General features: G+C 75.1%; 16 protein-coding genes. 9 read left to right on the plus strand and 7 right to left on the minus strand.

The window, feature by feature from the left end; translation table 11 throughout:
* Positions 1-25: 25 nt before the first annotated feature.
* The gene (locus ACIA8O_RS19155) at positions 26-289 is read right to left on the minus strand and encodes a DUF1876 domain-containing protein (RefSeq protein WP_345286607.1); all 264 of its coding nucleotides are present in this window, start codon (positions 287-289) and stop codon (positions 26-28) included.
* Positions 290-489: 200 nt separating this feature from the next.
* On the opposite strand from ACIA8O_RS19155, the gene ACIA8O_RS19160 reads away from it, so the two are divergent.
* From ACIA8O_RS19160 to ACIA8O_RS19175, 4 genes are read left to right on the plus strand one after another with little or no spacing between them, the layout of a single operon-like run.
* Entirely contained in the window at positions 490-1,620 is a 1,131-nt protein-coding gene (locus ACIA8O_RS19160; RefSeq protein ID WP_396295057.1) for a CaiB/BaiF CoA transferase family protein, read from the plus strand.
* Between the two features lie 11 nt (positions 1,621-1,631).
* Positions 1,632-2,774, plus strand: a complete 1,143-nt coding sequence (locus tag ACIA8O_RS19165; RefSeq protein ID WP_396295058.1) for an acyl-CoA dehydrogenase family protein — start codon at positions 1,632-1,634, stop codon at positions 2,772-2,774.
* Between the two features lie 14 nt (positions 2,775-2,788).
* Positions 2,789-4,003 (plus strand): acetyl-CoA C-acetyltransferase, encoded by a 1,215-nt coding sequence (locus tag ACIA8O_RS19170; RefSeq protein ID WP_396295059.1) that lies wholly within the window; start codon positions 2,789-2,791, stop codon positions 4,001-4,003.
* A gap of 37 nt (positions 4,004-4,040) precedes the next feature.
* Positions 4,041-6,200 carry a 3-hydroxyacyl-CoA dehydrogenase NAD-binding domain-containing protein gene (locus tag ACIA8O_RS19175; RefSeq protein ID WP_396295060.1) on the plus strand — a complete coding sequence of 720 codons (2,160 nt, stop codon included), beginning with the start codon at positions 4,041-4,043 and terminating at the stop codon, positions 6,198-6,200.
* 46 nt (positions 6,201-6,246) lie between these two features.
* Here ACIA8O_RS19175 and ACIA8O_RS19180 read toward each other — a convergent pair whose 3' ends face one another.
* On the minus strand, positions 6,247-7,311 hold the full coding sequence (locus ACIA8O_RS19180; protein ID WP_396295061.1) for an AraC family transcriptional regulator ligand-binding domain-containing protein: 1,065 nt from the start codon (positions 7,309-7,311) through the stop codon (positions 6,247-6,249).
* Between the two features lie 190 nt (positions 7,312-7,501).
* The gene (locus tag ACIA8O_RS19185; RefSeq protein WP_396295063.1) at positions 7,502-7,897 is read right to left on the minus strand and encodes a winged helix-turn-helix transcriptional regulator; all 396 of its coding nucleotides are present in this window, start codon (positions 7,895-7,897) and stop codon (positions 7,502-7,504) included.
* A 110-nt stretch (positions 7,898-8,007) separates the two neighbouring features.
* Between ACIA8O_RS19185 and ACIA8O_RS19190 the strand changes: the two genes are divergently transcribed.
* The gene (locus tag ACIA8O_RS19190; protein WP_396295064.1) at positions 8,008-8,946 is read left to right on the plus strand and encodes an NADP-dependent oxidoreductase; all 939 of its coding nucleotides are present in this window, start codon (positions 8,008-8,010) and stop codon (positions 8,944-8,946) included.
* A gap of 87 nt (positions 8,947-9,033) precedes the next feature.
* Complete coding sequence (locus ACIA8O_RS19195) at positions 9,034-9,762, plus strand: hypothetical protein (RefSeq protein ID WP_396295065.1); 729 nt, start codon at positions 9,034-9,036, stop codon at positions 9,760-9,762.
* Between the two features lie 24 nt (positions 9,763-9,786).
* Here the strand turns inward: ACIA8O_RS19195 and ACIA8O_RS19200 are convergent, their stop codons facing one another.
* From ACIA8O_RS19200 to ACIA8O_RS19210, 3 genes are all read right to left on the minus strand, one after another.
* A complete protein-coding gene (locus ACIA8O_RS19200; protein ID WP_396295066.1) occupies positions 9,787-10,506 on the minus strand; it encodes a MerR family transcriptional regulator in 720 nt (239 codons plus the stop codon).
* Between the two features lie 92 nt (positions 10,507-10,598).
* Positions 10,599-11,282, minus strand: coding sequence for a response regulator (locus ACIA8O_RS19205; protein WP_396295067.1), 684 nt, complete (start codon positions 11,280-11,282; stop codon positions 10,599-10,601).
* The gene (locus ACIA8O_RS19210) at positions 11,279-12,376 is read right to left on the minus strand and encodes a sensor histidine kinase (protein WP_396295068.1); all 1,098 of its coding nucleotides are present in this window, start codon (positions 12,374-12,376) and stop codon (positions 11,279-11,281) included. Before ACIA8O_RS19210 ends, ACIA8O_RS19205 begins: the two co-directional genes overlap by 4 nt.
* A gap of 532 nt (positions 12,377-12,908) precedes the next feature.
* Between ACIA8O_RS19210 and ACIA8O_RS19215 the strand changes: the two genes are divergently transcribed.
* The 3 genes from ACIA8O_RS19215 (at position 12,909) to ACIA8O_RS19225 (ending at position 17,050) form a co-directional block, all read left to right on the plus strand.
* A complete protein-coding gene (locus ACIA8O_RS19215; protein ID WP_396295070.1) occupies positions 12,909-13,631 on the plus strand; it encodes an ABC transporter ATP-binding protein in 723 nt (240 codons plus the stop codon).
* The gene (locus tag ACIA8O_RS19220; RefSeq protein WP_396295072.1) at positions 13,628-15,994 is read left to right on the plus strand and encodes an FtsX-like permease family protein; all 2,367 of its coding nucleotides are present in this window, start codon (positions 13,628-13,630) and stop codon (positions 15,992-15,994) included. Before ACIA8O_RS19215 ends, ACIA8O_RS19220 begins: the two co-directional genes overlap by 4 nt.
* 90 nt (positions 15,995-16,084) lie before the next feature.
* On the plus strand, positions 16,085-17,050 hold the full coding sequence (locus ACIA8O_RS19225; RefSeq protein ID WP_396295074.1) for a septum formation family protein: 966 nt from the start codon (positions 16,085-16,087) through the stop codon (positions 17,048-17,050).
* Between the two features lie 23 nt (positions 17,051-17,073).
* Here ACIA8O_RS19225 and ACIA8O_RS19230 read toward each other — a convergent pair whose 3' ends face one another.
* Positions 17,074-18,084 carry an isopenicillin N synthase family dioxygenase gene (locus ACIA8O_RS19230; protein WP_396295075.1) on the minus strand — a complete coding sequence of 337 codons (1,011 nt, stop codon included), beginning with the start codon at positions 18,082-18,084 and terminating at the stop codon, positions 17,074-17,076.
* Positions 18,085-18,099: the final 15 nt, after the last annotated feature.

Genomic DNA, 18,099 nt, shown 5'->3' on the forward strand with positions numbered 1-18,099 from the left:
GCGTTCCCCGGCGGGTGAGGCGCCGTCAGAACAGCAGACGGGCTTCGCGGTGGGTGTGGGACTCGATGCCGGAGGCCGCCTTGAGGATCAGCTCGTGGGCCAGGTTGGAGCAGGCGCGGGCGGCGGCCAGCTCCTCGCCGACGGTGGAGTCGGGGGCGTCGTCCGGGTTGCGGCGGGCGATGCCGAGACCGCGCACGCCGGGGGCGCTGAAGCCCTCCAGTGAGGCGGTGCAGGTGGTGCGGTTCTCGTCCTCCTCGAAGACGAGCGCGACGTTCCACTGGTTTCGCACGGTCGGTCACCTCGTTCCGGATGGGTACCGGGTGGATCGTTCAAGGCCCAGCCTCCGCCTGTGCGCGGCCGATTTCAAGGCGAGCGGGAGGCCGGTCGAACCGGTGTCGCGACCCGTGCGCGGAAGCCTTGTTACCGTCGGGTCACTTGTCTATCATCGCCACTGTGACAGCCCTACTGTCAAACACGAGAGGACGGCCGGTGGACGGGACGACCAACCGGGGACCGCTCGCCGGGGTGCGGGTGGTCGAGCTGGCCGGGATCGGGCCCGGCCCGTTCGCGGCGATGCTGCTCGCCGACCTCGGCGCCGACGTGGTCCGGGTGGACCGCCCGGGGCCCTCCCCGCTCGGCCCGGAGCCGGGCCACGACCTGACCAACCGGAACAAGCGCTCGGTCCTGGTGGACCTCAAGTCCCCCGAGGGGCCGGGCCGGGTGCTCGACCTGGTCGAGCGCGCCCACCTGCTGATCGAGGGCTACCGCCCGGGCGTCGCCGAACGCCTCGGCGTCGGCCCGGACGCCTGCCTGGCCCGCAACCCCGCGCTGGTCTACGGCCGGATGACCGGCTGGGGCCAGGACGGCCCGCTGGCCCAGCGGGCCGGGCACGACCTCGGCTACACCGCCACCGCCGGGGTGCTCGGCCTGGCCGGCCCGGCCGACGGCCCGCCCGCCTGGGCGGCCAACCTGCTGGGCGACTACGCGGGCGGCTCGCTCTACCTGGTGGTCGGCCTGCTGGCCGGCCTGCGGCACGCCGAACTCACCGGCACCGGCCAGGTGGTGGACGCCGCCATCGTGGACGGCGCGGCCCACCTGACCACCATGCTCTGGGGCCTGCTGGGCGCCGGGCTCTGGCAGGACGCACGCGGCGTCAACCTGCTGGACGGCGGCGCCCCGTGCTACGCCAGCTACCGCACCTCGGACGGCCGGTACATGGCCGTTGGCGCGCTGGAGCCGCAGTTCTGGGCCGAGTTCGTCCGCCTGCTGGAGCTCCCGGCCGACGCCCCCGGCCAGTTCGACCTGCCCCGCTGGCCCGAGCTGCGGGCCGCCGTCGCGGCGCGCTTCGCCACCCGCACCCAGGCCGAGTGGACCGAGGTCTTCGAGGGCACCGACGCCTGCACCTCCCCGGTGCTGACGCTCGGTCAGTCCACCGCACACCCGCACCTGGTGGCCCGGGGCACCTACCTCACCGAGGGCGGCGTCACCCAGCCCGCCCCGGCCCCCCGGTTCTCCGCCACCCCCGGCGGGGTGCACCGCCCGCCCGCCCTGCCCGGCGCGCACACCGAACAGGTGGCGCGCGACTGGGACGTCAAGAGCCTTCAGAACCCCTCCAGTTGAGAGCAGGAGCCGTGCAGCGCGAGATCTACACCGAGGAGCACGAGGCGTTCCGCGAGACCGTCCGCGCCTTCCTGGCCAAGGAGGTGCTGCCGCACCACGACCGCTGGGAGAAGGACGGCATCGTGGACCGCTCGGCCTGGCTGGCCGCCGGGCGGCAGGGCCTGCTCGGCCTGGCCGTCGAGGAGGAGTACGGCGGGGGCGGCGAGCCCGACTTCCGCTACCCGGCCGTGCTGGCCGAGGAGTTCGTCCGGGCCGGGGCCAGCGGCCTGGCGATCGGCCTGCACAACGACATCATCGGCCCCTACCTCACCCAGCTGGCCACCGAGGAGCAGAAGCGCCGCTGGCTGCCCGGCTTCTGCTCCGGCGAGCTGATCACCGCGATCGCGATGACCGAGCCCGGCACCGGCTCCGACCTCCAGGGCATCGCCACCCGGGCCGAGGACAAGGGCGACCACTACCTGCTGAACGGCGCCAAGACCTTCATCTCCAACGGCATCCTGGCCGACCTGGTGGTGGTGGTCGCCAAGACCACCGAGGAGGGCGGCGCGCACGGCCTCAGCCTGCTGGTGGTCGAGCGCGGCATGCCCGGCTTCGAGCGCGGCCGCAACCTCGACAAGATCGGCCAGAAGGCCCAGGACACCGCCGAGCTGTTCTTCCAGGACGTCCGCGTCCCCAAGGAGAACCTGCTGGGCGAGCTCAACCAGGGCTTCTTCTACCTGATGCGCAACCTCGCCCAGGAGCGCCTGGCCATCGCGGTGGCCGCGATCGCCGGGGCCGAGCACCTGGTGGAGATCACCACCGAGTACGTCAAGCAGCGCACCGCCTTCGGCCGCCCGCTGGCCAAGCTCCAGCACGTCCGCTTCGAGATCGCCGAGCTGGCCACCGAGTGCGCCGTCACCCGGACCTTCGTGGACCGCTGCATCACCGAGCACAACCGCTGGGCGCTCACCCCGGTGGACGCCTCGATGGCCAAGTGGTGGGCCACCGAGCTGCAGAAGCGCACCGCCGACCGCTGCCTCCAACTGCACGGCGGATACGGCTACATGACGGAGTACCCGGTCGCCAGGGCGTTCACCGACGGCCGGATCCAGACCATCTACGGCGGCACGACCGAGATCATGAAAGAGATCATCGGCCGCTCCATCCTCGGCTGAAAGGCACTCACACCGTGACCACCGAAGCGTACGTCTACGAGGCGATCCGCACACCGCGCGGCCGGGGCAAGGCCAACGGCTCGCTGCACGCCACCAAGCCGATCGACCTGGTGGTCGGCCTGATCCACGAGATCCAGCGCCGCCTGCCGGACCTGGACCCGGCCGCGATCGACGACATCGTGCTCGGCGTGGTCAGCCCGATCGGCGACCAGGGCTCCGACATCGCCCGGGTCGCCGCGATCGCGGCCGGCCTGCCGGACACCGTGGCCGGCGTGCAGGAGAACCGCTTCTGCGCCTCCGGCCTGGAGGCGGTCAACCTGGCCGCCGCCAAGGTCCGTTCGGGCTGGGAGGACCTCATCCTGGCCGGCGGCGTGGAGTCGATGAGCCGGGTCAAGATGGGCTCCGACGGCGGCGCCTGGTTCGCCGACCCGATGACCGCCTACGAGACCTCCTTCATCCCGCAGGGCGTCGGCGCCGACCTGATCGCCACCATCGAGGGCTTCTCCCGCACCGACGTGGACGCCTTCGCCGCCGAGTCCCAGGCCCGGGCCGCCAAGGCGCAGGCCGACGGCCTGTTCGACCGCTCGGTGGTGCCGGTGCGCGACCGCAACGGCCTGGTGGTGCTGGAGCGCGACGAGTTCATCCGCCCGGGGACGACGGTGGAGACCCTGGCCGGGCTCAAGCCCTCGTTCGCCGGGATCGGCGAGATGGGCGGCTTCGACGCCGTCGCGCTGCAGAAGTACCACTGGGTCGAGGCCATCGACCACGTCCACCACGCGGGCAACTCCTCCGGCATCGTGGACGGCGCGGCCCTGGTCGCGATCGGCTCCAAGGAGGTCGGCGAGCGCTACGGGCTGCGCCCGCGCGGCCGGATCGTCTCGGCCGCCGTCTCCGGCTCCGAGCCCACCATCATGCTCACCGGCCCCGCCCCGGCCACCCGCAAGGCGCTGGCCAAGGCCGGGCTGACCGCGGCCGACATCGACCTGGTCGAGATCAACGAGGCCTTCGCCGCCGTCGCCCTGCGCTTCGTCCGCGAGCTCGGCTTCCGGCCGGACCAGGTGAACGTCAACGGCGGCTCGATCGCGCTCGGCCACCCGCTGGGCGCCACCGGCGCGATGCTGATCGGCACGGTGCTGGACGAGCTGGAGCGCCGCGAGCAGCGCTACGGCCTGGTGACCCTGTGCGTCGGCGGCGGCATGGGCATCGCCACCGTGATCGAGCGCATCTGACCACCCGACACTTCTGGACTTCTGGAGACCCTCTCTCATGACTTCCGTCACCCCCATCCGCTGGGAGCAGGACCAGGTCGGCGTGGTCACCCTGGTGCTCGACGACCCGGACCAGTCCGCCAACACCATGAACGCCGCGTTCACCGCCGCGTTCGAGGAGACCGTCCAGCGCCTCAAGGACTTCGACGGCCTCCGCGGTGTCATCATCACCTCGGCCAAGAAGACCTTCTTCGCCGGCGGCGACCTGCGCCTCATCTCCGCCGCCCAACCGGCCGACGCCCAGCGGGTGTTCGACAACTCGATGCGGATCAAGCGCGCGCTGCGCACCCTGGAGACGCTCGGCAGGCCGGTGGTCGCGGCCATCAACGGCGCGGCGCTCGGCGGCGGCCTGGAGCTGGCGCTGGCCTGCCACCACCGGATCGCGCTGGACGCGCCCGGCAGCAAGATCGGCCTGCCCGAGGTGACGCTGGGCCTGCTGCCCGGCGGTGGCGGGGTGGTCCGCACGGTCCGGATGTTCGGCATCACCGACGCGCTGCTCAAGGTGCTGCTGCAGGGCCGCCAGTACCGCCCGGCGCAGGCGCTGGAGATCGGCCTGGTGGACGAACTCGTCTCCGACGCCGACGAGTTGCTGGTCAAGGCGCGCGCCTGGGTGGAGGCCAACGAGACCGCTGTCCAGCCCTGGGACGTCAAGGGTTACAAGATCCCCGGCGGCACCCCGTCCACCCCCGCCTTCGCGGCCAACCTGCCGGCCTTCCCGGCCAACCTGCGCAAGCAGATCAACGGCGCCCCCTACCCGGCCCCGCGCAACGTGCTGGCCGCCGCGGTGGAGAGCGCCCAGGTGGACGTGGACAACGCCTTCGTGATCGAGGCCCGCTACTTCACCGAGCTGGCCTGCGGGCAGACCTCGAAGAACATGATCAAGGCGCTGTTCTTCGACATGCAGGCCGTCAACTCCGGTGCCAGCCGCCCGGCTTCGCCGGCCAAGCGGAAGGCCTCCCGCGTGGCGGTCCTCGGCGCCGGGATGATGGGCGCGGGCATCGCGTTCTCCTGCGCCAAGGCCGGGCTCACCGTCTTCCTCAAGGACGTCACGCCGGAGGCCGCCGAGCGCGGCAAGGCCTACTCCGCCGGGCTGCTGGAGAAGCAGGTGGCCCGCGGCCGGATGACCGCCGAGGAGCGGGACGCCTTCCTGGCCCGGATCACCCCCACCGCCGAGGCGGCCGACCTGGCCGGCTGCGACACCGTGATCGAGGCGGTCTTCGAGAACACCGAGCTCAAGCACAAGGTGTTCCAGGAGGTCCAGGGCGTGGTCGCGCCCGACGCGCTGCTCTGCTCCAACACCTCGACCCTGCCGATCGGCCTGCTCGCGGAGGGCGTCGAGCGCCCGGCCGACTTCATCGGCCTGCACTTCTTCTCGCCGGTCGACAAGATGCCGCTGGTCGAGATCATCCGCGGTCCGCAGACCGGCGACGAGGCGCTGGCCGCCGCCTTCGACCTGGTGCAGCAGATCAGGAAGACCCCGATCGTGGTGAACGACTCCCGCGGCTTCTTCACCTCCCGGGTGATCGGACAGTTCATCAGCGAGGGCGTGGCGATGGTCGGCGAGGGCCTGGAGCCCGCCTCGATCGAGCAGGCCGCCGCCCAGGCCGGCTACCCGGCCAAGGTGCTCTCGCTGCTCGACGAGCTGACCCTCACCCTGCCGCGCAAGATCCGCGACGAGGCCCGCCGCGCCGTCGAGGAGGCCGGCGGGGAGTGGCCCGGCCACCCCTCCGACGAGGTCTTCGACCGGATGGTCACCGAGTTCGACCGCCCCGGCCGCAGCGGTGGCGGCGGCTTCTACGAGTACGAGGACGGCAAGCGCACCCGCCTCTGGCCGGGCCTGCGCGAGCACTTCACCCGCCCCGGCGCGGAGATCCCGTTCCGCGACATGCAGGAGCGGATGCTGTTCTCCGAGGCGATCGACTCGGTCCGCTGCCTGGAGGAGAACGTCCTCACCACCGTCCCGGACGCCAACGTCGGCTCCATCCTCGGCATCGGCTTCCCGGCCTGGACCGGCGGCGTGCTCCAGTACATCAACGGCTACCAGGGCGGGATCGCCGGATTCGCCGCCCGCGCCCGCGAGTTGGCGGCCGCCTACGGGCCGCGCTTCGAGCCCCCGGCGCTGCTGGACGAGATGGCGGCGGAGGGCCGCACCTTCTGACCCGCCTCCCGGCCCGCTCCCGGGGCCCGGCCGGTGACGTTCGCGGTCACCGGCCGGGCCCCTCGGCGTCCCGCAGGCCGCTGGGGCTGCTGCCGGACCACCGCCGCACCGCGCGGCGCAGGGCACGGGCGTCCGCGTAGCCGGTGCGGGCGGCGATCGTCTCGGTGCTCAACCCGGTGCCGCGCAGCAGCTCCAGCACCCTGGCGCGGCGGGCGGACTGGAGCTCCTCGCGCCAGCTCGTCCCGTGCTCGTCCAGTCTGCGCTGGAGGGTGCGCGGGCCGATCGCCAGCTGCTGCGCCACCGCGGCCAGGGTCGGCCCGCCCTCCCGCTCCGCCGCCGCGAGCGCGATCCGGAACAGGTCCAGCCAGCTGTGCAGCGGGACGGCCGCGCTGACGCTCTGCTCCGCGTGCGCCCGGAGCACGGCCGAAAGACCGGGCTGGGCAAGGGGGTTGGCGGCCCTGAGATCGGCGGCGGCGAAGGTGACGGAGGAGATCGGGGCGTCGAACTCGACCGGCGCCCCGCCGTAGAGCTCGCGCAGCGACCGGTGCCGGCGAGGTGCGCGGGCCGCCAGCGCGACCCGGACGGGGACCAGGTCCCGCCCGGTGGCCTCGGAGAACCGCCGGCGGAACAGGCCCATCGCGAAGGCGCGGATGGCGGCCGCCGTCTCGTCGGTCAGGTCGGCCTCGTTGGCGTGGCTGACCACGATCCGCCCGCCCTCCGGGCCGTCCTCCTCGGCGATCCGGATCGCCTCCGTCCCGGCGTCGGCGATGGCGGCCAGGTGCGCGGAGGCGTCCCGCACCCCGTCGAGCGGGGTGGCGGCGGAGGTGATCAGGTAGTCCCAGACCCCGAAGGCCCCGAGCTGCGACTGCCGCGTCATCGCCAGGGCCACCTCGGTCCACGGGACCTGAGTGACCATCAGCTGCCAGATCCGGATGTTGGTGGCGGAGGGGGTCCGGTAGCGGTCGCCGGAGAGGTGCTCCGGCGCCATGCCCAGCAGGCGGCCGTACTGCTCCCGGTCGACGCCGAGGAGTTCGGCGCAGCCGGCGTTCACCCGGGTGAACGCCGACGGGGTGGTCCCTTCGTGCGGCTGTGCGGAGGTGGCGGAGGACATGACAGCCGAGCATAGCCAGCACGGGCCTGGCGCACAGGGTCCGGTGGCTGTCGCCTTCGGTCCTCGGTTCCGCGGCCACCATCACCTAGCGTCGTGGCGTACGGCCCCCAGCCGTCCTCCCGGAGAGGCCCTCCTCCCGGTCCCGTCCCCCACCGGGCCCGGCACGAGGGCCTCTCCGGCTCCCGCCCGGTCACTCCCGGTCGTGGGCCTCGCGGGCCGCCAGGACCTCGGGCATGTGCTCGTCGGCCCAGTCCTTGAGGGTGCGCAGGACGGGGAGCAGGCTGCGGCCGAGCCCGGTGAGCCCGTAGTCCACCCGGGCCGGGACGGTGGGGGTCACGGTGCGGGTGAGCAGGCCGTCCCGTTCGAGGTGGCGGAGGGTCTGGGTGAGCATCTTCTCGCTGATCCCGGCCATCCGGGTGCGGAGTTCGCCGTAGCGCAGCGGGCCGTCCGCGAGGGCGTTGACGGTCAGGCTCACCCACTTGTCGCCGATCCGCTCCAGCAGGTGCCGGGCCGGGCACTCGGCCAGGTAGGCGTCGTAGCGGGCCCGTTCGGCGGCGCGGCGCTGGGCGGCGGTCATGGTGGGCACTGGCTCTCCTCCCGGTGCGGTACGCACTTCGGGGTGCGTCCTTACCCCGGGAGCGTAACGGCCCTTAGCGTCGGCGGCAGTTGACGATCAGTCCGTGGAGAGGAGCAGCAGTGCGTGCCGTCGTCGTCCGTACTTCCGGAGGTCCCGAGCAGGTCAGGGTGGAGGAGGTGGAGCGTCCCGAACCCGGGCCGGGGCAGCTGCGGATCAGGGTGGAGGCCGCCGCCGTCAACCCGGTGGACGCGGTGACCCGGGCCGGGGTGCTGGCCGGGGCCGGGCTGATGGCGGAGCGGGAGGTGACGGGCATCGGCTGGGACGTCGCGGGAGTGGTGGAGCAACTGGGCGACGGCGTGGCGGGGTTCGGGCTCGGCGACCGGGTGATCGGGTTGCGCGATCGGCTGGACCTCCCGCTCGGGACCCACGCGGACCAGGTGGTGCTGGACGCGACCGCGGTGGCCCCGGCGCCTGCCGGGGTGCCGGTGGTGGAGGCGGCGGCCCTGCCGCTCAACGGCCTGACGGCCGATCAGGCCCTGGACCTGCTCGGACTGCCGCCCGGTTCGACGGTGCTGGTCACCGGTGCGGCGGGCGGGGTGGGCGGGCTGGCCGTCCAGCTGGCCGCGCTGCGCGGGCTGCGGGTGGTGGCGCAGGGCGGGGCGGCGGACCGCGAGTCGCTGCTCGGGCTGGGCGCGGAGTGGTTCGTGCCCCGGGGCGACGGTGAACTCGCCGAGCGCGTGCGGGCCTTGGTGCCCGGCGGGGTGGACGGGGCACTGGACGCGGCGCTGCTCGGGGTGGAGGCCCTCGGGGCGGTCCGCAACCGGGGTGCCTTCGTCGCCCTCTCGGCGGGGCGGGCCCCGGCCGCCCTGCGCGGCATCCGGGTCGCCCAGGTCTGGGTGGCCGCCGACGCCGAGGCCCTGACCCGGCTCGGCGCCCTGGCCGCCGACGGGCGCCTGAGCTTGCGGGTCTCCGAGGTCCTCCCGCTCGCCGAGGCGGCCCGGGCCCACCGGCTGCTGGCCCGCCCAGGCCGCCGGGGCGCCCTGGTCCTGGTGCCCTGAAGGCCGGTGCGGCACCGCCGGGCTGATGATCGGTAGGATGCGCGCCGCCGGTCGAGCCCGCCCGGACGACGCACCGGGAGCACCATCATGACCAGCACCGATGACCGGCCGCCCGCACCGCGGATCGGCGCCGCCACCGACCGGCCCGGCCCGGCGGAGCCGTACCGGCCGGCGCCGGACGCACCGGTCGACGGGAAGGGCGGCCGCCGGTGGAACCTCCTGGCGGTGGTGAGCCTCGGGGCGGCCGGCCTGAGCCTCGGGGCGCCGCTGCTCGCCGGCACCGAGGCGGCGGCGAGGCTGGAGGGCCCGTTCGTCGGCGGTGCGGCGCTGGCGGCCCTGCTCGCCGTGGGGCTGTTCGGCATCGTGGCCGCCGTCTGCGGGGCACTCGGGTGGCGGCGCTCGCGGCGCGGTCGGCGGGCCGCCCGGCTGGCGGTGGCCGGGCAGGTACTGGCCCTGGTGACGATGGGTCACGTGGCCCTCCTCGGGCGGCCGCTGTTCGGCACCGAGGTGGTCCCGGCCGGACGGCTGGAGGCGGGTGACTGCTTCCGCCGCCCGGCCGCGGCGGACGGTGCCGCGGTCCTGCGCGAAGTGTCCTGCGCCGGACCGCACGACGGCTGGGTCTACGCCGAGGTGAGCCTGGCCGGTGCCGACTACCCCGGGCACGAGAGGCTCAGCCTCCAGGCGGAGGGCCAGTGCGGCGACGCACGGGAGGCGCGGGGCATGGAGCACGCGGCGGCGGGCTCGACGGTGCCGACGGAGGGCGGCTGGCAGGCCGGGCTGCGCGTCGCCCTCTGCTACGTCGACCGGCACCGCTGAGGCGGCTGCGCCTCCGGCGGCCGGTCAGGGCTCGCTGCGGGTGAGCTCCTCGGCCAGGGAACGCTGGAAGGCCGTCACCAGGGCCTGGACGACCATGGGTTGGATCCGTTCGGTCAGGCCCTTCATCCGCTCCAGCTCCTGCTCGCTCGGCTCGCTCTCCCGGTAGGGCCGCCAGACCGTGTCGCGGAAGAGGCGGTGCAGGTCGTGGGCGGTGGCCTGGCTGTGCAGGCGGACCACGGCGCGGGCGGCGAGCAGGGTCTCCAGCGGGATGGGGACGTCCAGGACGCGGACGCCGAGCGGCAGCATGCCGGGCTCGATCTTGAACAGCTCCGGGTCCTCGGTGCGGTGCACCGCACCCATCGCGGCCAGCCGGTCGACGTCCTCCTCGGAGAGCTCCCGGCCGACCCGCCGGCCCAGCTGCTCGCGGGTCGCCTCCTCGGCCGCCTCGGGCGTCCAGGAGGCGACCAGGCCCCGGTGGAAGGCCAGGTCCAAGGAGCTGATGTCCTCCGGCAGTTGGGCCAGGTAGCGTTCGATCGCGGCCAGCGTCAGCCCCTGCCGCTGGAGCTCCTCGATCAGCTCCAGCCGCCCCAGGTGCTCGGCCCCGTACCACCCCACCCGCCGCGGCCCCAGCTCCGGCGGGGGCAGCAGCCCCTTGGCGCTGTAGAAACGCAGCGTCCGCACCGTGACCCCGGCCCGTGCCGCCAACTCGTCGACGGTCATCTGCGACGGTGCCGGCGCTGCCATGGTGGGCCTCCTGCTCGGATCGGGACGCGGCAGTACCGCTGTGACAGCAGTAGTGTCCCATCCGGTGCGGGCCGGTGCCGAGCGGCGGGCGTTCAGGGTTCGGCGCGCGGGGTGACCAGACCGGTCTCGTAGGCGAGGACCACGGCCTGGACGCGGTCGCGCAGGCCGAGCTTGGTGAGGATGCGGCCGATGTGGGTCTTGACGGTGGTGGGGCTGAGGACCAGGCGGTCGGCGAGTTCGGCGTTGCTGAGACCGGTGGCGAGCAGGCGCAGGACCTCGAGTTCACGGGGCGTCAGGTCGTCGAGGGCGCGGTGCGGGACGGGCACCGGGCCGGGGGAGGGGGGCTCGGGGCGGGCGAAGCGTTCGACCAGGCGGCGGGTGATGGCGGGGGCGAGCAGGGCGTCACCGGTGCGGACCAGGCGGACGGCGGCGACCAGGTGCTCGGGGGTGACGTCCTTGAGCAGGAAGCCGCTGGCCCCGAGGGTGAGGGCGGAGTACACGTAGTGGTCGAGGTCGTAGGTGGTGAGGATGAGCACCTTGGGGCCGTCCGGCCGGGCGGCGATCCGGCGGGTGGCCTCGATGCCGTCCATGACGGGCATCCGGACGTCCATCAGGACCACGTCCGGCCGGGTGCGCAGGACGGCCGACACCGCCTCGGCGCCGTTGGCGGCCTCGGCCACCACCTCGATGCCGTCGGCGGCCAGGATCATCCCGAAGCCGGTGCGCACCAGCGCCTGGTCGTCCGCCAGGACGACCCGCAGCGGGGCCGGGCTCATCCGGTCCGCCAGGGCAGCCGCGCGGTGATCCGGTAGCCACCGGCCGGGGTCGGCCCGGCGGTCAGCTCGCCGCCGCAGACGGAGAGCCGCTCCCGCAGGCCGATCAGCCCGCGCCCGCTGCCGGTGCCGGTGCCGGTGCCGGTACCGCTGCCGGTGGCCGCCGCGGTGCCGGCCGGGCCGGTGTCGGTGGCCTCGATCTCCAGCCAGTCCCCGGAGGTCCCCAGCACCACCTCGGCCCGGGCCCCCGGGGCGTGCTTGAGGGTGTTGGTCAGTGCCTCCTGCACCACCCGGTACACCGTCAACTCCACGATCGGCGGCAGGGGTTCGGCCGGCAGCGCCACGTTCGTCCGCACCGGCAGCCCGGCCGCCACCACCCGCTCCACCAGCGCGTCCAGCTGCGCCAGCCCGGGCTGCGGCTCCAGGCCCTCGGCCCGCTCGTCCTCGGGGGCGGCCAACAGGCCCATCACCTGCCGGAGTTCGGCCAGCGCCGCCCGCCCGCCCGACTCCACCGCGAGCAGCGCCTCCCGGGCCCGCTCCGGCGAGGTGCCCAGCACGGTGCGGGCCGCGCCCGCCTGAATGACCATCACGCTGACATTGTGGGTCACCACGTCGTGCAGTTCGGCCGCGATCCGGGCCCGCTCCTCCGCGACCGCCCGCCGGGTCTCCTCCCGCTGGGCCAGCCGCAGTTCGTCCAGCCGCTCCCGCCCGGCCGCCAACCGCCGCTGCCAGAACCGCACCAGGGAGGCCGAGACCCCCGCCGCCAGCAGCACCACGGCCGGGCTCGACCAGCCCGGCAGCACCGGCTGCGCGTCCCGCAGCACCACCCCCGCCACCACCGCCCCGGCCAGTAGCGCCGCGACGGCGGGCACCCGGTGGCGGCTGTGCCGGACGGCGCCGTAGGCGGCCAGCACGCAGCAGAGCACGTTGATCCAGGAGGCCCGGTCGCCCAGGGCCAGCAGGGCCGCGAGGACGAGGGCGAAGACGGCCAGCGGCCACCGCCGCCGGGCCGCCAGCGGCCCGGCGGAGAGGGGAACGAGCAGCCACAGTACGGCGGTCGACGGTCTCTCCGGCCTGTCCGGTCCGGCCGTCTCCACAGGTCCGACCGCCGGCCACGGCTCCGCGACGACGGGCGGAGCCGGAGCCGCTGGCGGGACCGGAGCCACAGGTGGGGCAGGGGCCGCCGGTGAGGTCGGGACGGCGGGCCGGGCAGGGTCAGCCGGTGGGGTGAGGACCGTCGGTGGCGCGAGTGGGGCCGGGGTGGTGACGAACTCCTGCGGCCCGATGCGGATCGGGCCGTCGCCGGGGTACCGGACGGCCACCACGGCAGCCGCGACGGTCAGCACCACCGCGAGCAGCACGTCGGACCACCGGACCCGGGGCGACGGCCGGTCGTCCGCGCGCAGTGTCTTCCGTATCTGGTGACGCCATCCGCGTCGCTCGTCCGCATGCACCGGGTCATTGTGCGGGCCGGGCGCCCCGCGCCGCGTCCACCCCGGCGACGACCCCGCCCTCCGCGAGGCGTACGCCGCGCGGAGGACCCCCGGGGCGGATCCTCCGCGGGGAGGGCCGGAGGTCGGCGGAACGGCCGACGCGCCGCCCGTGCGCCCGGCCCTAGGTTCAGCCGGCATGCCCCAGACCCCAGTCCCCGACCGGAGGACCACCGTGCCCCACGTGATCGAACTCGCCGGCGCCGTCCGGCGCCACGGCACCACCACCGCGCTCGGCCCGCTCGACCTCACCGTCGCCGAGGGCGAGGCGCTGGCCGTGACCGGGCCCTCCGGCAGCGGCAAGTCCACCCTGCTCAACCTGGTGGCCGGGCTGGACCGCCCGACCGAGGGGAGCGTCACCGTCGCCGGGACCAGGCTGGACGGGCTCGGCGAGCACGCGCTGGCCCGCTTCCGCCGGGAGCGGATCGGCATGGTCTTCCAGTTCTTCAACCTGCTGGACGACCTCACCGTGGCCGACAACATCCTCCTCCCCGCCCAGCTGCGCGGCGCCGGACGGCGCACCGCCGCGGCCCGCGCCGAGGAGCTGATGGAGCAGCTCGGCATCGCCCGGCACGCCCGGGCCCATCCCGGGCAGCTCTCCGGTGGCGAGCGCCAACGCGTCGCGGTGGCACGGGCCTTGGTGAACCGCCCGGCCCTGCTGCTGGCGGACGAGCCGACCGGTGCGCTGGACAGCGCCGCCGGGGAGCAGGTGCGCGAGCTGCTCACCGAGCTGCACCGCGGCGGCCAGACGGTGGTGCTGGTCACCCACGACCTGGAGCTGGCCCGGGCCTGCGCCAGCCGTACGGTGGTGCTGATCGACGGTCAGCTCGCCCGGGACGACCGGACGGAGGCCGTCCGATGAGACTCCGCCCCTCCGGGGCCCTCGGCCCGGTGGTGCGTGCCGGGGTGGCCCGACGGCGGGTGCAGAGCCTGGTGGTGGCGCTGGCTGCGCTGTTCGCGGTCGCCTCCTCCGTGGTGGCCGGGGCGCTGCTGGTCGCCGTCGACGCCCCGTTCCAGCGCGCCTTCACCCGGCAGCACGGCGCGCACCTGACGGTCCAGCTGGACCGCGCGGAGGCAGACGCCGCCCAACTCGCCGCCGCCGCCGAGGCGGTGGGCGTCACCGGGACCGGCGGCCCCTACCCGGCACTGGCCCTCCAGCTCACCGACCAGGAGGGCCGCCGCCTGTCCGCCCTCACCGCCGTGGGCCGACCGGACCCCGGCGGCGCCGTCGACCGGCTCGAACTCACCGGCGGCCGTTGGGCCGCGGCCCCGGGCGAGCTGGTGCTCTCCCGCTCCTCGGTCAGCGCCGACTTCCGGCTGGGGACGGTGCTGCGCGCCGCGCAGCACCCCGGCGGCCCCGGGCTGACCGTGGTCGGACTGGCGTTCTCCGCCGGGCGCAGCGCCGACGCCTGGGTGACGCCCGGTCAGCTCGACGCCCTGGCCACCCCGGAGCGGCCCGCCACCCTCCAGGTCCTCCACCGCCTCGCCGAACCCGACGGCAAGGACCAACTCGATGCGGCCCGAAGGAAGTTCGCCGACGCGCTGCCCGCCGGGGCGGTGCTCGGCTCGGCCACCTGGCTCGACGCCGAGCGCGCCGCCGACGAGGGGGCCGCGCCCACCGTCCCGTTCCTGCTCACCTTCGGCGCGCTCGGCCTGGCGATGGCGGTGATCACCGTGGCCGGAGCGGTGAGCGGCGCGGTCGGCACCGGCCTGCGGCGGATCGGCATCCTCAAGGCGGTCGGCTTCACCCCCGCCGAGGTGGTCCGCGCCTACCTGGCGCAGGCCCTGGTCCCGGCCGGCGCGGGCGTCCTGCTCGGCGTCCCGCTCGGCAACCTGCTGGCCCTGCCGCTGCTCGCCGACGCCGAGCAGGCGTACGGCGCGGTCTCGCTCGGCGTGGCCTGGTGGGTGGACCTGCTGGTCCCGGCCACCGCCCTGGCCGTGGTCGCCCTGGCCGCCCTGCTGCCCGCCCTGCGCGCCGGACGGCTGCGCACCGTCGAGGCCATCGCGGTGGGCCGCACCCCGCGCGCCGGCCGCGGCCGCCGGGCCCACCGGCTGGCCGCCCGGCTGCCGCTGCCCCGGGCCGTGACCTACGGGCTGGCGCTGCCCTTCGCCCACCCCGTCCGGGCCCTGGCCATGCTGCTCGTGGTCGCCTTCGGCACCCTCACCACGGTCTTCGCGGTCGGCCTGACGGGCTCCCTCGGCGCGGTCGGCGCCGCCCAGGACCCGGGCGGCCGGGCCGGGGTGACGGTGTTCACCGGCGGTGGCTCCGGCGGGCCCGGCGTCCCGGCCCCCGGCCAGGCCGAACGGCCCGCCGCCGACCCGGCCCGGATCCGCGCCGCCATCGAGGCCCAGCCCGGCACCGCGGGGTACTACGGCCGGACCTGGGCCGAGATCAGCGTGCCCGGGGTGTCCGGCGCCTCCCGGGCGGTCCTCTACGAAGGGGACTCCCGGCGCGGCGCGCTGGAGCTGATCGACGGTCACTGGCTGGACGGCCCGGGCCAGCTGGTCGCCCCCAGCGGCTTCCTGACCCGCACCGGCCACCGGATCGGCGACACCGTCCGGGTGGTCCACCAGGGCACCACCAGGGAGCTGCGGATCGTCGGCGAGGGCTTCGAGACGGCGGACGAGGGCATGCACCTGCACGCCCTGCTCGCCGACTTCCCCGCCGCCGACCCCGGCTCCTACCTGGTCACCCTGGCCGACGGGACGGACCCGGCCGGGTACGCCGCCCGGCTCACCGCCGTGGTCGGCCCGCTGGGCGGCGAGGCGGTCGCGACGGCGCCGGACGGGCGGGAGGGGCTGGCCCTGGTGCTGACCGCGATGGCGGCGCTGCTCACCCTGCTGCTGGTCGGGGTGGCCGGGCTCGGGGTGCTCAACTCGGTGCTGCTGGACACCCGGGAGCGGGTCCGCGACCTGGGCATCGCCAAGGCCGTCGGCATGACCCCGCGTCAGACCGTGGCCCTGGTGCTCTCCTCGGTCACCCTGATCGGGCTGCTCGGCACCGCGCTCGGCCTCCCGGCCGGGGCCCTGCTGCACGCGGTGGTCGTCCCCGCCATGGGCCACGCCGCCGGCCTGGAACTCCCGCGGTCCGTGCTGGCCGGCCCCGGCCCCTCGCAGCTCGCCCTGCTGGCCCCGGCCGGGCTGCTGATCGCCCTGCTCGGCGCCCTCCTGCCGGCCACCTGGGCGGCCCGCACCACCACCGCCACGGCCCTGCGGACCGAGTGACCCCGGGCCCGGGGCCGTCCGCCCCCTCCGGTACGCTCGCGCAGCCGTTCGATCGCTGGTGGTGGCGGCGGGACCAGGGGGAGCGAAGCAGTGGACACGTCGTCATCCGGCCGGCCGGGCAGCCCGCGTGACGGTGCGGCGGAGGAGCCGAACCCCTTCGCCGCGCCGTCCTACCCGGCGCTGCCCGGGCAGCCCGGGCGCTCCCGGCGGCGGTTCGGCCCGGGCGCCTGGGCCGCCCTCGTCCTGGCGGTCGGCCTGGTGGCCGCCACCGCCGTGGTGGTGGTGACCAAGGGCTCGGAGGCCGTCCGGGAGGTCGGGGAGCGGGTCCGCAACGCCGAGAAGCCGTGGCAGCCCGGGGAGTGCTTCCGGGGCGAGGCGGGCGAGTTGTCGCGTGCCGAGGAGGTGCCCTGCACCGAGCCGCACCGGATGGAGGTGTTCAGCGCCTACGACCTGGCCGACCAGGCGTACCCGGGGAGCGAGGCGCTGCGCACCATGGTCCTGGGGCGGTGCCGGCGCGGCCAGTACGGGTACGTGCTCGACCGCTCGGCGATCCCCCGCGGCACCCGGATCGGCGCACTGATGCCGAGCGAGGCCCAGTGGCGGCTCGGGGGCCGGGGGATGGTCTGCCACTTCACCCACCCGCAGCCGCGGCGGGGTTCGATCACCAAGGGCACGGCCGGCTACTCGCCCGAGCAGTACGGCTACCTGATGGCCGAGCACCCCGTCGACGAGGTGCTGTCCCAGTGGCCGGAGCAGACGCCGTCCCAAGTCCCGCTCCAGTACCGGGAGTTCGCCGCCGACCTGGCCAAGGCGCTGCGGGTGGAGTCGGGCCTGCTGGACGGCGTCCGCTGGAGCGAGGGGCCGAAGCGGGAGCTGGCCGGGCTCAAGGCGGAGCTGGAGGCCCAGGCGCGGCAGGCCGACCTGGTGGCGCGGACCGAATCCGTCCAACTGCTCGCCGAGGTGGACAAGTTGCGCGTCCACGGCCAGGCCGACCTGCGCTTCCGCTCCGCCCTGGGCCTCCCGGTCGTCCCGGAGGACGCCGCCGACGAAGTCTGACCGGGCGCCCCTCCGGGGCCTGGTCAGACCGAGAGCAGCTCCGGGTGGTGGCGCTTCGTCACCTCGGGGTGGGCCCTCGCGTAGCCCTTGAGCTCGTTCCTGCCGAACTCGGCGAACAGCGGGTTGGCCGGGTCCTCGGTGGCGCCGGGGGCGTGGTGGGCGTTCGGGAAGTCGAGCGGCTCGATGTGGGCGTCGAGGCGGGGGTTGTAGAAGAACGGGACGGAGAAGCGCTCGCGGGCCCCGGCCGGGCTGACCACGCGGTGGCGGGTGGCCTTCAGGTAGCCGTCGGTGGCGACCTCCAGGAGCTCGCCGAGGTTGACCACGAAGGCACCGGGCATCGGCGGGACGGAGAGGAAGGTGTCGTCGGGGAGCAGGACCTCCAGCCCGCCGACGGTGTCCTGGAGCAGCAGGGTGATGAAGCCGTAGTCCTTGTGGGCGCCCACGCCCTGGCCGGCGCCGTCGGGCGCGGTGCCGGGGTAGCGGACCAGCTTGAGCCGCAGGTGGGGGTGGCCGGCGAAGGCGTAGTCGTAGAAGTCGGGGCGGGCGCCGATCGAGGCGAGCAGCTCGTGCAGCAGCTTGGCGGCGACCTGGCCGAGCCGGTCGATCCAGTGGAGGGCGGCGGGGCGGAGCGCGGGCAGCGCGGCCGGCCACTGGTTGGGGCCCTCCAGCCACCAGTAGGGCTGCTCCGCGGGGCCGGGCACGTGCGGGGGCAGCTCGGCGCCGATGTCCAGCTGGTCGCGCCAGTCCTGGCTGCCGCCGGTGCGCTCGGTGCCGGTGCGGGTGTAGCCGCGGTAGTGCGGGGAGTTGAGGTTGCTGACGGCCAGTCGGTCCGCCTCGGGGAGGGCGAAGAAGGCGTGCATGGCGTCCGTCAGCCCGGTGGTCTCCTCCGGCGTCACGCCGTGGCCGACGAGCTGGAAGAACCCGACCTCGGTGGCGGCCGCGCGCAGCGCGTCGTGCAGCCGGGAGCGGTCGTCGGCGGAGCCGTCGGCGAGCGAGAGGTCGATGACCGGGAGACCGGTGAGGTGCGCTGTCATTGCCGCCGTCCGTGG

The sequence above is a fragment of the Kitasatospora sp. NPDC051853 genome, assembly GCF_044452665.1.
Lineage (GTDB): Bacteria > Actinomycetota > Actinomycetes > Streptomycetales > Streptomycetaceae > Kitasatospora.